The organism is Paenibacillus sp. Pae15, from assembly GCF_024519685.1.
Lineage (GTDB): Bacteria > Bacillota > Bacilli > Paenibacillales > NBRC-103111 > Paenibacillus_G > Paenibacillus_G naphthalenovorans.
Map to the genome: position 1 here is coordinate 121585 of NZ_JALJRM010000003.1, position 14458 is coordinate 136042.

The 14458-nt window shown below is 49.5% G+C and carries 15 protein-coding genes and 1 pseudogene; 3 read left to right on the forward strand and 13 right to left on the reverse strand.

Annotated elements, in window-relative coordinates:
• The first annotated feature begins 133 nt into the window (after window positions 1-133).
• The 3 genes and pseudogenes from NR121_RS03605 (at window position 134) to NR121_RS03615 (ending at window position 1952) form a co-directional block, all read left to right on the forward strand.
• Window positions 134-1357, forward strand: a complete 1224-nt coding sequence (locus NR121_RS03605) for an acyl-CoA dehydrogenase family protein (protein WP_054818750.1) — start codon at window positions 134-136, stop codon at window positions 1355-1357.
• Between the two features lie 30 nt (window positions 1358-1387).
• Window positions 1388-1627: pseudogene (locus NR121_RS03610) on the forward strand (IS4 family transposase); the annotation flags it as partial.
• A gap of 148 nt (window positions 1628-1775) precedes the next feature.
• Window positions 1776-1952, forward strand: a complete 177-nt coding sequence (locus tag NR121_RS03615) for a hypothetical protein (protein WP_160327343.1) — start codon at window positions 1776-1778, stop codon at window positions 1950-1952.
• Between the two features lie 16 nt (window positions 1953-1968).
• Here the strand turns inward: NR121_RS03615 and NR121_RS03620 are convergent, their stop codons facing one another.
• The 13 genes from NR121_RS03620 to isdE all read right to left on the reverse strand — a co-directional run bounded on the left by NR121_RS03620 (window position 1969) and on the right by isdE (window position 14361).
• Complete coding sequence (locus NR121_RS03620; RefSeq protein ID WP_074727059.1) at window positions 1969-2721, reverse strand: SDR family oxidoreductase; 753 nt, start codon at window positions 2719-2721, stop codon at window positions 1969-1971.
• 34 nt (window positions 2722-2755) lie between these two features.
• Entirely contained in the window at window positions 2756-3538 is a 783-nt protein-coding gene (locus NR121_RS03625; protein ID WP_137670526.1) for a carbohydrate ABC transporter permease, read from the reverse strand.
• 32 nt (window positions 3539-3570) lie between these two features.
• A complete protein-coding gene (locus tag NR121_RS03630; protein ID WP_074727014.1) occupies window positions 3571-4461 on the reverse strand; it encodes a carbohydrate ABC transporter permease in 891 nt (296 codons plus the stop codon).
• Between the two features lie 94 nt (window positions 4462-4555).
• Window positions 4556-5902, reverse strand: coding sequence for an ABC transporter substrate-binding protein (locus tag NR121_RS03635; RefSeq protein WP_375162505.1), 1347 nt, complete (start codon window positions 5900-5902; stop codon window positions 4556-4558).
• Window positions 5903-5957: 55 nt separating this feature from the next.
• On the reverse strand, window positions 5958-6635 hold the full coding sequence (locus NR121_RS03640) for an orotidine 5'-phosphate decarboxylase / HUMPS family protein (protein WP_256830511.1): 678 nt from the start codon (window positions 6633-6635) through the stop codon (window positions 5958-5960).
• Window positions 6636-6885: 250 nt separating this feature from the next.
• Window positions 6886-7686: an SDR family NAD(P)-dependent oxidoreductase gene (locus NR121_RS03645; RefSeq protein WP_256830512.1), complete on the reverse strand. Its 801-nt coding sequence runs from the start codon at window positions 7684-7686 to the stop codon at window positions 6886-6888.
• 118 nt (window positions 7687-7804) lie between these two features.
• Window positions 7805-8590, reverse strand: coding sequence for an SDR family NAD(P)-dependent oxidoreductase (locus NR121_RS03650; RefSeq protein ID WP_256830513.1), 786 nt, complete (start codon window positions 8588-8590; stop codon window positions 7805-7807).
• Window positions 8591-8630: 40 nt separating this feature from the next.
• The gene (locus tag NR121_RS03655) at window positions 8631-9533 is read right to left on the reverse strand and encodes a sugar phosphate isomerase/epimerase family protein (protein WP_054818746.1); all 903 of its coding nucleotides are present in this window, start codon (window positions 9531-9533) and stop codon (window positions 8631-8633) included.
• A gap of 106 nt (window positions 9534-9639) precedes the next feature.
• A complete protein-coding gene (locus tag NR121_RS03660) occupies window positions 9640-10650 on the reverse strand; it encodes a LacI family DNA-binding transcriptional regulator (RefSeq protein ID WP_062407383.1) in 1011 nt (336 codons plus the stop codon).
• A gap of 211 nt (window positions 10651-10861) precedes the next feature.
• Complete coding sequence (gene srtB, locus NR121_RS03665) at window positions 10862-11695, reverse strand: class B sortase (RefSeq protein WP_062407381.1); 834 nt, start codon at window positions 11693-11695, stop codon at window positions 10862-10864.
• A gap of 2 nt (window positions 11696-11697) precedes the next feature.
• Window positions 11698-12468 (reverse strand): ABC transporter ATP-binding protein, encoded by a 771-nt coding sequence (locus NR121_RS03670; RefSeq protein WP_054818743.1) that lies wholly within the window; start codon window positions 12466-12468, stop codon window positions 11698-11700.
• Window positions 12458-13441 (reverse strand): FecCD family ABC transporter permease, encoded by a 984-nt coding sequence (locus NR121_RS03675; RefSeq protein WP_062407378.1) that lies wholly within the window; start codon window positions 13439-13441, stop codon window positions 12458-12460. The genes NR121_RS03670 and NR121_RS03675 overlap by 11 nt, the downstream gene beginning before the upstream one ends.
• A gap of 26 nt (window positions 13442-13467) precedes the next feature.
• On the reverse strand, window positions 13468-14361 hold the full coding sequence (gene isdE, locus NR121_RS03680; protein ID WP_054818770.1) for a heme ABC transporter substrate-binding protein IsdE: 894 nt from the start codon (window positions 14359-14361) through the stop codon (window positions 13468-13470).
• Window positions 14362-14458: the final 97 nt, after the last annotated feature.

Consider the following 14458-nt stretch of genomic DNA (forward strand, 5'->3'; position numbering starts at 1 on the left):
ATAAGACCAATTGTTTAGAATCCCAATAGTCGAGAAAGAAAAGTTGATGCATCCGTAAATATATGAAATATTATTGTTATGTAATATGACATAAAAGGTGTTTGGAATCTTTTACTGAGGAGTGATGTGTGTAATGCCAGCCAACCCAAGTACGATGGCAGACGAAAGTTTATTGATGAAAGTCCCTGCCTGGTGGAACTGTATGACGGGATTTGAAGAGATGCGCGACAAAGCCAGACTCGTCAGCGAACAAGTGCTTCGCCCCAATGCGGAAATCTCAGATCGGGAAGGCACATATCCCCGAGCCAGTTTGCAGGCCTTGGCGGATGCCGGTTTTGGTGCGGTTACGATTCCAAAGGAGTACGGGGGGCTTGGGGCAGGATGTTCGGGTTTTGCTATCCTGGCTGAAATCTTTGCCGGCTACTGCGCTTCTACGACCATGGTATGGGTCATGCATACCGCGGCTGTCCAGACCCTTTTTATGGCCGGCTCCGAGGAACAGCGGCAGCGTTATATTCCTCATGTCGTTCGCGGTCAGATCGGAGGACTGGCATTTAGCGAGCCTGCGACCGGCGGCCATTTTTGGAATGTGGTCAGTAAAGCTCCGCGTCATGGCGACGGCTATCTGCTGAATGCGCACAAATCCTTCGTAACCAGTGCGGGAGAGGCCGATTGGTACATCGTAGAAACCAATTCCCCGGACAGTCCGCTGTCCGATCCCTTGATGTTTTTGATTGTTGAAAATAATCAGGAAGGCGTCGTAGCCTTTCCATTTGACGCGCTCGGATTGAGAGGGAACAACAGTGGCCCTATGAAATTTAACGATGTGTTCGTTCCCGAACATAACCGCCTCGGTGAAGAAGGAGGCGCCGGCTTCTATAATGACACGGTCATAGACCCCTTCTTTCTTCTGGGTTCAAGTGCATGCTGGATTGGCATCGCCCAAGGAGCGATCAGCACGGCGGTGGACAATGCCAAGAAAAAGATTCATGCCGACACCGGTCAGTCTGTCGCCAACTATCAAGTCATCCGCCATGAGATGGCCAAAGCTCAAATCCTTGTTGACAGTGCAAGAAGCATGCTGTATCGAGTTGCCGAAAAAATGGATGAAACCACCCGGAAAGGCGAGCTTCTGAGTTCCTGCCTGTACCCGCTTTGGGAACTGAAAACCCATGCTGCGGATATTGTGATTGAGGTAACGAATAAGGCGCTGCAGATCTCGGGAGGCCGAGGCTATTTAAAAGGAAATATTGAACGATTTATGCGTGATGGAAGAGCGGGTGCCATCATGGGCCCCACCAATGAAGTTTTACGGGAATGGATCGGCAGAACGATGATCGGCGTTCCCTGGCTGTAAGTCCCCTAGTTCGAACGAAAAGGGGCTAATGGTATGGTAAAGGCGATGAAGCAGCGATACCGTTTCGACGGAAAAAGCCTGACGCTCCAGGAACTTTATGCCCTTTTGCCAAAGCATAAAAACAAGGAGATTCTGGGCTCGATCATCGTTCAAACCGCCTGCGGTCTGCCGATCAAACTGGTCTTTGTTCAAAATCGCAATCGGCGGCGGGATTGGCTGGTACTGCTCAGTACCGACTTGGCGTTGACAGATGCCGAGGTCGTTCGTATTGCGAAAGTTGAGTTAATAACTTGGAAATTTTTGAACCGGCCGAAAGCGTGTTTTAATAAGGGCTTGCAGAATGGGGTTGAGCTGTTTCAGCTTCAGCCCATTTTGTATGTCTATATCTGCACATCGGGGTGAAGCCCCTTTTTTATGCTTGGAAAATTGGAATGATAGCGTTCGTTTCTCCATAGAGGGGAAAGAAATCGGCGGATTAGAAATTGAAGGTTATATCGAAGATCAAAAACTGGCATATGATTTGTACTTTAACCAAGCGTATATAGATGAACAAACCATGATGAACATTGCCAAGAGCCTGAAGTTAAATCATTAATTTACGGGTTTATTCCCTATCTGGCAATATAACCGCCGTCCACAGGTATGATGGTACCCGTTACATAATCGGAAGCCTCGGACGCCAAAAACACGGTGATGCCCGCCAAATCCTTCGGCGTCCCCCATTTGCCCGCCGGGATGCGGGCCGTGATTTGCGGGTAGCGAGCTTCGTCCTGAAGCAGGTCATGATTCATTGTCGTGGCCATGTAGCCGGGCGCGATGGCGTTCACCTGAATACCGTGCATGGCCCATTCGTTCGACAGCGATTTGGTTAACTGCACCACGCCCCCTTTGCTGACGGCATAGGCCGAAGCTTTGAAGCCGCCGATAAAACTCAGCATGGAGCCAATGTTGATGATTTTGCCCGTCTTCTGCTGCACCATCTGTTCACCGGCCATTTTGCACAAATCGAAAACCGCGGTCAAGTTGATCTCGATCACGGTATTCCAAGCTTCAAGCGGAAGATCCAAGCAGGCCCTGCGATCGTGGATGCCGGCGGCGTTTACCAAGATGTTCATTTTTCCCTCTGTCATTTCAAGCGTTTGCCGGAAAGCCTCCACTCTACCCTCGTGGCTGGATAAATCCGCCCTCACGCTGTGTACGCAAAGCCCCTTGGCCTTCAATTCATCCCTAGCCGCATTGACCTCCTCCGATTTGTCGACCAGGACGACACGGGCTCCCGCCTCAAGCAGCGCTTCCGCCATTCCGCGTCCCAGACCGCGGCTGGAACCCGTCACCATGGCGTTTTTCCCTTTGAGATCAAACATGATGTGATTCACCCCCATCCGTTAGTTTAGCCGCCTATCCTTTCACTGCCCCCATCGTAACACCGCTTATAATATATCTCTGCAGCACCAGCGCGATAATCAGAATCGGCATGGTAATGATGACCGCTGCGGCCATTAAGCCGCCCCAATTGATTTCCGAATACGACAAAAAGTTAAATACGGCAATCGGCAGCGTCTTTGTTTTATCCCCTGACAAAACCAGAGAGAACATAAAATTGTTCCATGAGAAAATGAAAGACAGAATGGAAGCCGTCACCACGCCCGGCATCGATAGCGGAAGCATAATACGGAGGAAAGCGCCCTGAATCGTGCATCCGTCCACCCTGGCCGCCTCTTCCAGCTCACCCGGCAGCCCTTCATAAAACGAGATCATAACCCAGATGATAAACGGCATCCCGACCAGCATGTGGCCCAAAATCAATGACGTATAAGAATCCACCAGTCCGATTTTGCTGAAAATGATAAACCACGGGATCATAAACGAGATACCGGGAATAATTCTCGCAATCAGGATCAATAATCCCAAGCCATGCTGTTTATATTTGGCGATGGAGTATGCCGCAGGTAAACCCAAAAGCAATCCGAACAGCGTGGAAAAGAAGCCGACGATAAAACTGTTCATAATAAACTTCGTAAAATTGTGCTCCTCGAACACGGATAAATAGTTATTCAGCGTAGGTTTAAACAGGAGTATGTTCCCGGTAGACATAATTTGCACCTGCGTTTTGAAAGAGGCCAAAATCATCCAGAAAAACGGAAACAAAAAACTGACTATGATCAATAGAACCAGCAGCATGTAAAACCGCCCGAACCAAAGCTGTTTCGTTTTCAATTGAGCACCTCCAAGCGTCTGCGCAATTGAATAATCAACAGACTGATGCCGAGTACCAGGAGGAAGAAGAGCATTAACATCGCCGAGGTCATGCCTAATTGGAAATACTGGAAGCCGAGTTGAAAGCCGTAGATGTTCAGCGTTTCCGTAGCGAATCCGGGTCCCCCTTGGGTCATGGCATAAATAATGTCGAACGTTTTCAACGCGTCGATCGCCCGCAGCAGACCCGCCGCAAAAATGGTGGGCATAAGCAAAGGCAGCGTGATCTTCCAAAACATTTGCCAGACATTCGCGCCGTCAATTTCCGCCGCCTCATAATTTTCTTGCGGCAGCGTCGCCAAACCGGCTAACAAGATTAAAGAAATCATCGGTGTCCACTGCCAAACGTCAACGAGCACAAGCGACGGGATAGCCTGATCAGGAGAAGCGATCCATAACAGCGGCTCCAAACCCAAAAACTTCAAAAATTGGTTGCCGAACCCGATCGTCGGCTCGAAGATCAACAACCAGACCAAACCGATGGCGACCGGTGTGGATACCATGGGAAGAAGAAATAATGTTTTCACCAGATTTTTCCCTCTAAACTTACGGTTAAACAGCACCGCAATGGCGATTCCCAAAACCAGTTCGAACATCATCGCAGCGATGGTGAAATAAAACGTGCGCCCAAAGGCCGCCCAGAAACGCTCGTCATCGAACAGCAGATGCTTGTAATTATCCATAAATACCCAAACCGGTTTTTGTACACCGGACATGCTCCACTCAAAAAAACTCAGATATAACGTATAGCCGATGGGAAAAACAATCATGATGCCTACAAATAACACAGCAGGCAGGACGAAAATATATTTGATGTTTTTTTCAATGAACCGTTCGATAGGTCTCACCCTCTCCCTCCACGCTGAGATGTGAAACCAGGTTGAACATTCAACCCGGTTTCACGCTATATGCAAAGCTCCCGAATTGTGCCGCAGGATATGATTATTTCTCTTTGTCGATTAAAGCCTGGAACTTGGCGTTTTCTTCTTTCGCCGTTTTGTCCACGTCCCCGCCGGTAATGGCCGTCACGATCACCGTACCGACCAAGTCGCGCGCAGCACCTACATTGATGACCAGCGGACGGTCATGACCTACACCGATTTGGCTGGATTTGTCCATCACCTCGGCCAGCTGCTGAGGGAACGCCTTCGTGCCTTCGGGCTTCGACCAGACCGATTTGCGTGCCCCCGGGTTGCCTGCGCCTTGAATCTTCGTGGAGTTTTCTTTATTCGTTGCCCACTTCACAAACTCCCAGGCAGCATCCTGCTGCTTGGATTTGGAGTTCACCGAAAGCCCCCAGGACGTCACATTGTACGGTTTCTGTCCTGTGGCGCCGGCCGGAAAAACGGCAAAGCCGATTTGATCAGCCGGAACTTTCGATTTTTGTGGATCCAGCATGTTCGGATAAAGACTATCGGCATCCGTGTACATAGCGGCTTTGCCTTGAGCGAATACGCCCAACGCTTGCGGCCAGCTCATGTTCAATACGCCCGGAGGTCCGTAGCTTTTCAGCAGGTCGCCGTAAAGCTTAAACGCTTGAATCGCTTCCGGCGTATCGATCGTCGCTTTGCCGTCCTTTATGAAATCGCCGCCGGAGCTGTAGAGGAAGCTCGAAAACTGGGTCACGGCCGGCGAACGCTGTCCGCGGGCGACAAAGCCGTAGAACTCGTTTTTCGGATCGTTCAGTTTTTCCGCCGCCGCTTTCAGTTCATCCAATGTTTGGGGGACCTGGATGTTATTCTTTTCAAAAATATCTTTGCGGTAGTAAAGAATTTCGCGTTCGGTGATCAGCGGAACGCCGTATAATTTTCCGTCCTGCATCAAGGTGCTGACGGAGCCTTCGCTGAAATCGTTAAAATCCCACTCGGTGTCCTTTGATTTTTCGGTAAGGTCGGCCACCCAGCCGTTTTTCATATACAGCTTCGCATCCTGCAATGGACGTATCATGAACACATCCAGGCTTGAAGAGCCTGCCGTAAGCTCAACGGTCAGTTTCTGCGTCAGCTGATCTTCAAAGAATTGCTCCAAGTTGACTTTCATTCCCGTTGCCTGTTCAAATTCCGGAATCATGGGCTTCAAAGCTTCGGTCCAAGGATGGTTGGCCGTCACAACCCTTAAGCTGACGCCGTCGAATTTTTTGGCCGGGGCGGCTGAATTCGCATCGTTGGCTGCCGCTCCTCCGGAAGGAGCAGGACCCGAACCGGAGCCTGAATTGCCGCTGCAGCCGATGAGGCCGGCAAGCATGACTGCTGACATCGACAGTACTGCCAATTTATTCGCCTTTTTCACCCAAATCATCACCTTTTCTTATAAAAGTAGGTATAAAAGAACTCCGTATTGCCCTTTACACGCTTCTTTTTACTCTTGCCACCAGCTCTTCAAGAATCGTCTTGAGTTCTTCCGGGTTGGCGCTCGGACTGAACTCTTTTTTGTCAATGACCAGCGGAGCGCCTACTACAACCAACGGGGCACCATGTTTCGGCATGTCCGCCGCCTGATCGATGGACAGCCCGCCAACGGCCTGAACCGGAATGTTAACCGCTTTCACAATATCATGCAGATGATCGTATGGCGTCCTGGCAGGGTCTACCGCTCTCTCATCGTAGCCGGTATGGACGATAATATAATCCACTCCGTTAGCCTCCAGCATTTTGGCGCAGGCTACCGGGTCGGGAGACGCCATAATATCGCCCATGACCTGGATGTTGAAATCTCTGGCGGCATTCACTACCGCACGGATCGTAGCGGGATGGGCTACCCCCATAACGACAACGTGCGTCGCCCCCGCTCTGGCCATCATTTCCGCTTCCAAATAACCGCCGTCCATCGTTTTTAAATCCGCCACGATCGGATGATCCGGAAAGGCCTCCCGCAGCCTTTTTACGGCATGCAGCCCTTCACCCAGGAGCAGGGGCGTGCCGGCTTCGATCCAATCCACCCCGGCTTCCACAGCCACCTTCGCCATCTCGAGAGCGGCTTCAATATGAGGTAAATCCAAAGAGATTTGTAAAATCGGCTTCATAAATGACAAGACCTCCTCTGATTGGTGCTTCGAGCGTTGCGGACTGGCCAAAATAGGCGATTAGGCGTGAACCCATACACTGGATACAATGTGGAGATCGCTTCAGCAGACGCCGGCCCCTTATCTCGAATCCGAATGTCTTTATAGCGGCTGGATGCTCATGGTATGTAACCGCTATCATTTTGTACAATACATTATATGTATAGTTACATAAGTAATACTTATCGTAATAACTTCGATAATTAATACCTCACAAACCTTCATCCGCCGCTTTTTCATAAGCGGCGCGAGGTACCTGGGTCGCCAACTTTCCGCCGCTCACGTCGATCATCGTCCCGGTGATGTAAGAGGCATAATCGGAGGCCAAGAAGCAGATCAGGCAGGCCACATCCTTCTTCTCCCCCCATTTGCGCAGTGTCAATGTATCCAGCAACCGCTCCTGCTTCTCCTTGGGCAGCTCGGTAAAATGGTTCAGCGTTGTCGGGATCATACCCGGGGCGTACGCATTCACCGTAATATCCCACGGCCCCAATTCACCGGCAAGGACGCGAGTAAACTGCCCGACTCCTGCCTTGGCCGATGCATAGGCCGCACTTCCGATACTCGGGATCATCGCCGCAAACGAAGCCGCGTTAAGGATTCGCCCGTATTTCTGTTTTTTCATGACCGGAATGACCGCCTTGCACATCTGAAAGGTGCCCTTCATATTGATATCGTGGCACAAATCCCATGCCTCTTCCGATATCTCATCCACCCAGCCGTCACCCGTGACGCCGGCATTGTTAACGAGAATGTCGATGCGGCCGTATGCGGCCGTTACTTCCTGCACAATTTCCTGGATGCGTTGATAGTCTCGCACGTCACAAACATACTGGCGTCCCGTACAGTTACTTGCGGCCAGTTCCTTGGCCAAGTCATCCGATTCGGACGGATTCACATCCAATGCGACGGTCGTTACGCCTTCCGCGGCTAAAGTCACAAGAATTTTGCGGCCTATCCCCCGGCCCGCCCCCGTTACAATGGCTACTTTTCCACGCAAATCGATAAGCACACGTCATCTCTCCCTTGATTATGGAGTTAAGCGAAAAAGCTTTTGAGCTTCCCTTAACAGTTTCACCTCACACGTCCCCCAAAGAAAAATAATACCGCTTTCAAATACAAATACACCTCTAATGGCAGACTATGGTTTCTCCGGTAAGGTAGTCGGATTGGGAGCTGGCCAAAAATAAGACGATTTTAGCCATATCATCGGGTTGGGCAACCTGCTGCAGGCGGGACCCCTCCGTTTTGATCTGGTCACCCGCGACGCGGGTAGCCCTAAATCTGCCCGTGTACGTCGCCGCAGGGGCAATACAATTGACATTCACATCGTAGGGGCGAAGCTGCTCGCCTAAACAGAGCGTGTAATGGGAAATGCCGGCTTTAGCGGCCGCATAAATCACACCGACCGTTGTTGCCACGTGACCTGCAGCTGAACCGACGTTCACAATTTTACCGGAACGGCGTTCCCTCATATGGGCTCCGACATATTTACACATGCACATCACATTCAACAGATTGAGATTAAGCACAGCCTGAATATCTTCTACCTTAATATCGATTGCATTGTTAGGATCGGGACGGGGAGTGCTGGCACCTATATCCCCTCCTGCGTTATTAACAAGAATATCGATATGCCCAAATTGATTGATCGCCTGCTCGACAAACGTCTCTATTTGCACAGGATCCGTCAAATCGGCAGCCAGAAAGGCCGAACGCCGGCCCAATGCACGGATCTCGTCTGCCACCGCTTCCCCCGAGGCGGCCTCGCCGAATTGAGCGGCCGCTGTCGGACTCACATCATGAATAATGACGTCCGCGCCGGCCCAAGCCAAATACAAGGCATAATAACGGCCCAGCCCCCGGCTGGATCCGGTTACCAATGCTATCTTTCCCGTCAGGTTCATGTCAGTCATCGCTGCACCTCTTTGTTTTATATTTGCGGGGCATCCCGCATTAAGAAAAATATTGGGTTACTTTGCCTTTCAAAAATTGAACCGACTCCCGCAAATCGCCAAGACCGTTCACTCCATCTTCTATCGAGATCCAGCTGCGGAAGCGGATGGAGTGAAGCTGCTCAAAAATTCGATCGTAATCGTTAATGCCTTTACCGATCACGCCATGGGCCAGCGCTTGCGAATATCCTTGCAATGAATATTCTTTTAAATCGTCCAGCGTGTATCCTTCTTTCAAGTATCGATCGCTCGCATGCATGGTGATCAGGCGGTGCTTGACCTGGGCGAGCAGTTTCAGCGGATCCTCTCCGGCAAAAATGGCATTGGACGGATCAAAGTTGACCCCAAACCATGGCGATGCGATCTGTTCGACGATTTCCAAATAAATATCGGATGGCTGGGCAAACTCGGGATGAATCCAAAACCCGTCTTTGTAGTGATTTTCCATCACCAAATGAACATTTTGGCGTTCGGCATACGGCAGCAGCTCTTGTATGGATTCGACAGTCCAGCGAATGCCGTCTTCCCTGGATACCTCCGGGCGCTTTTGACCGGACAATACCCGGCAGCTGCGGAACCGGTCAGGTCCCAGGAATGCCATGATATCGATGATTTGTCTCATTTTCTCGATTTCTTGCTTGCGAAAGGATGGGTCAGGGTGGGTAAAATCCGGGGAGGAGCACATCATGGGAATTTCCAAACCTTGTTCTTGTGCTGATTCTTTCACTTGGGTCAAATACTCCGCATCCTGCTGTTTCAGGAAAAGCGGGTACAATTCCAATCCGTCAGCGCCTAAGGTCCCTGCCATTTCGATCCACTCAAACAACGTCATTCTGCCATCGGACAATTCGTCCATATAGCCCTTGGGAAAAACCGAGATTTTAGGCCCGTCTTGTAGACTCATCCAGGTTGCTCCTTTTCTGTGGATTTGAATGAAACGTTTCATGTTTAATGTGAAAATAGTCCGGTCTCTCCCCTGCTTTACATAATATAAGCGTTATCTATCCACTTCAAGAGATAGCACCTGACGATTCCCTGACGAACAACTCGGGCTTAATGAATACATGGGATACCTCGTTTTGATCCCGGTCGTTCAAACGCCTGAGAATGATCTCGGCCGCTTTGCGCCCGATCGTTAAAGGTGACTGGCTGACATAGGTCACGGAGGGGGTGATCAGATTCCATTGATATTCCAATTGACCGAACGTAACGAGAGTAAGGTCTTCGGGAATCCGAATTCCTTTTTCGCGGCAAGCCATGACGATGCCGGCCGTCATGTTGTTATTAACCGATAAAATCGCCGTTGGCGGCTCATCCTGCGAGAAAAAATAGGCGACTGCCTCATATCCCCCGATATATTGAAAGTTTCCATAGAATTGATTTTCTTCTGAAAGCGGAATCCCATAAGCGGAAAATGCACTGATTATACCATCGTGACGGATTTTTCCATGCACCGTATGGATATCACCGTGCACGACCCCAATTCTCCAATGCCCCAGTTCAACCAAATGCCGGGTCAATAATTCCATGCCCAGCATATTATTATCGGCCACGATATCAGCCGGCACTGACAACACGGGACGATCGACAAGAACGATCGGAATTTGGCGGTCTATGAGTGTACGTATTTCATCATTGACTTTTCCCGTCGTGCAGACGATAATGCCATCCACTCTTTTTTCATACAGCATTTTTAATTTTTTTCGTTCAATCTCAGGATTTTCCTTGGTCGAGCTGATCAGCAATTGGTAATCATGTTCATTCATCACATCTTCGATGGCCTTGGCCAATGTCATTTGAAACGGATTGGTGATATCGCCCAAAAGAACGGCCAATGTATTGGTAGTGGATGATTTCAAGCTTCTGGCAACGGCATTCGGGTGGTAATTCAGCTCATGCACTGCCTTCCAAACCTTTTCCTGGAGCTCGGGTTTCACTTTGCCTTCTCTGTTAATCACTTTGGAAGCGGTTCCAACAGAAACACCGGCTCGCTTCGAGACATCTTTAATGGTTGGTTTCATAATACTTTATACAACCTCCATGCTTCCCTCCTTGACAAGAGAAATGAAACGTTTCATAACCAATATATTCCTGATTTCATTTGGTGTCAAGTGTATTTTATGTAAAATTATGTATAAAAACCATTCCAGCGTACGGGCCGGAATGGTGCATCTTATTAAACATATTTATTAGGGGGTAAACTGACGAGAAAGATCGTGGGGATGGTGCGGATTACTCGTCTTGGCGGTAAATCGGGGCTTCATCATCGTCTTTTTCAACGAGCTTCGCATGCACTACTAATCTCCCATCGACCTGATCAAGCGTATAATCGCACGTGGACAAGGTGACGATTCGGTCTTCAGCCGTCAAAGCCGTATCCGACTTGTACAGCGATTTTTCTTGAATGGTTTGCAGGAACGATCTGTATTCATCTTCGCTATCGAACTCCGTTTGAATATAGTTAAAGTCCGTCGTCGTATAGTAGACCGAAAAAATTTCAGCCCGATAGCTTTGATATAAGGTATCGAAAGTGAAGGTCCGATGACGATTGTAAAAATCTTTGTTAAGAAACTTCTTCAGGTCGCCAAACATGGAACCGTCTTTCATTCGATGCCCGTAAATAACGGTATTCGGATCGGGTGCAATGATCGCGTTGCGAAAGTCCATAAAAATACTTCCTGACCTCGCGTTCTCCCGCTTGTAATTCCGGTTTAAGTAATAGTCATTATTCATCGTTTGCAGGATCGGGTAAGAGATACGGGTGTCATCGATTTTAATCCATCCGACCACATCCCGGTTCACTTGAAGCAAGTCGATAAACGGCGAACGCACATCGGGCACGGCTTCGGCTTGAGCAGCGTTAAAGCTAACGCCGGAAACCGTGTCCCCAGTCCGGCTAAGGGCAGCCTGAGGGTTATCCTCATCTGCGGAGCCCTCATAAAGCGCACGGGCTTCGGCCAATGCTTGCGAATTTCTATAATAATCGATGAAGATGCCGCTTAATTGGAACAGCGAGAAAAAAAACAACACAGTCATCAGGACGTTTACAAGCCTACTGGCTTTCATTTTTAAATACCCACCGGAACCACGTATAATCCCGCAGCGTCGTCATGCTTCACGACCACTTGAACCCCATAGATCGAATGAATCGTCTTCTCCGTAATCACTTCATCCGGTTTGCCTTTCAGTTCGATGACCCCATTCTTCATCACCAGGACGTTGTCGCTATAACGGATCGCTTGATTAATGTCGTGCAGCACCATGACAATCGTCAATCCATAATTTACATTCAGGCTTTTAATCAACTCCAACAGTTCAAACTGGTAATAAATGTCCAGAAAAGTGGTCGGTTCGTCCAAAAACAAGATCGGCGTTTTTTGGGCCAAAGCCATGGCGATCCAAACCCGCTGCCGTTCCCCCCCGGACAGTTGATTTATCGTTGTATGGCGCTTGGTTTGAAGATTCGTGCAAGCTAAAGCCCAATCGATGGCTTCAGCATCCTCATCCCTCCGGGAAGCAAACATGCTTTTATGCGCCAATCGGCCAAAGCCGGTCAGCATTTCAACGGTCATATCGGCAGGCGCATCGTTATGCTGATGGACAACCGCCAATTTTTTAGCGAGTTCTTTCGGTGTGTAGCTGTAAATCGATTTGCCGTCCAATATCACTTGACCGCTATGAGGAGCATAATGCTGCGACATGACCCCAAGAAGCGTCGACTTGCCGCAGCCGTTCGGACCAATAATGGTCGTGATTTTGCCAAGTTCGATTTCACCGTTTACTGATTTCAGATGATCCACTCTTCGATCATACGAAAAGCTTACTTGATTAATTTCCATAGACGCGGTCACTCTTTCTCAGCAGGAATATTAAAAAAGGGCCGCCGATCACGGTCATAATAATGGATGCCGGTATTTCCGCAGGTGCAAGCAGAGTGCGGCCGAGTGTATCAGCCGTCAAAATAAGCAGCGCTCCTGCAAGGGCGGAGAACGGAATGAGAACCCTATGGTCCGAGCCAACCAGCAGCCGTGCAATATGAGGCACCAGCAAGCCGACAAAAGCGATGAGTCCCCCGATCGCGGTGGATACGGCGGCCAAAAGTACGGCGACCGCGGAAATGAGCAGCCTGGCCCGCGATACGTTTAAGCCCAGATTTTTTGCCGATTTGTCCTGAAGCGACAGCAGGTTGCACCACGAGCATAAGAACAAGGAAAGGAGCAGTCCGATCGAACCGTAAATGGCAATCGATTGGACGTCGCTCCATGTTTTCATCGTAAAAATGGAAGTCGTCGCCTGATTCACGGTTGTCACCGCATAGCTGCCTCTGTAATTGAACGATTGTCCTAAACCCGTAAACGTAGCGTTAATGGCAATCCCGACCAGAATGATCCGTATGGGACTAAGACCCGACTTCCAGGAGAGCGAATAGACCAGAAAGCATGCCAAAGCGCCGCCGATAAAAGCGAACAGCGGCAGCCAGAAAAAAAAGGTCGGAAAAATCGTTACAAAGAGGACGGATATGAATCCGGCTCCCGAAGAGATGCCGATGACGCCGGCATCCGCCAGAGAGCTTCTCATGACGGCTTGCAGCAGCACACCGGATACCGCCAACGATGCCCCGACAAACAGAGCTACGATAATCCTTGGCAAGCGCAAATCTTTAATGACTTCCACATTTTTATTCGTACCGGTAAACAGACCTTGAATCAGCTCCAAGCCGCCAACCTTTATACTTCCTGTAGTTACGGAAAAGACAGTCACGGCAAGGAGCAAAACGACGATACCGGTAAAGCTTAAAACGATTTTATTCATAACCATTGCCCTCTATCGTTTCGTAGTTAAGGATACAGCATCTTGACGAGTTCATTCAAAGCTTCAACCGCAGCAAGATTACCTGTTGTTCCAAACAACTCTTCTTTCAGGTCGTAAACTCTGTTGTTTTTCACAGCGTCAAAATGCTTCCAAATATCATTTTTCTTAAACTCTTGATCAAACATTTTGACGACCTCGTCCGGCATGCCATGCGCCGCCCTAAGAATGACGTCGGGATTAGCCTGCTGTAAATATTCGGTGTTGGAAGCCAAATATTCGACGGTTTCGCCCTGCACAATATTTATCCCACCGGCCAGCTTCACGAGATCTCCAATGTACGAATGTTCGGTAGCCACAAGATAACTCCCCGGCACGCCGAGCAATATAAGAACGCTAGGTCTTTTTTTGCCCTCCGTTTCTTTTCGGATTTGTTCCATTTTGTCGTTAAACCGATGAATGATCGCTTCCGCTTGCTTTTCCCGGCCGTATTTGTCGCCGAGCGACCGAATCGCGTCGTTCATCCTGCCGATGCTGGTCAGGTCCAGAAAGCTCGCCGGAACAGCCGCGTTTTCAAATACCGGTGCCAGATCGTACTCCAGTGTGGTCACGGAAAGCACTTCCGTCGGGTCGAGCGATTTCAAAATTTCCATATTCGGACTCATCGGATTGCCTACCTTCGTAGTTCCTTCGTATCGTTTGGGCAGCTGCTTATAGCTGGTCGGGATGCCTACCAAATCAAGTTCCAATGCATCCATGATTTCCGTGGCTGCTACTGTCGTCGCCACGATTCGATGCCCGGTATTCTCTTCCGCTGCAGTCGTATCGACCTTCGCATTCGAATTCGCGTCAGCTTCCGATGAGCAGCCTGTAATCACAGCTAACAGAAGAATAGTCATTATCGCGCTTATTACTTTGTTCATCTTGCTATTGCCTCCTTTCGTCGGATCGAAGCGGCCTGTCAGGTATTCCAAAAATACGGAGGACGCCGGTCTCCCGGCCTCCCCCTGTATGCATCTA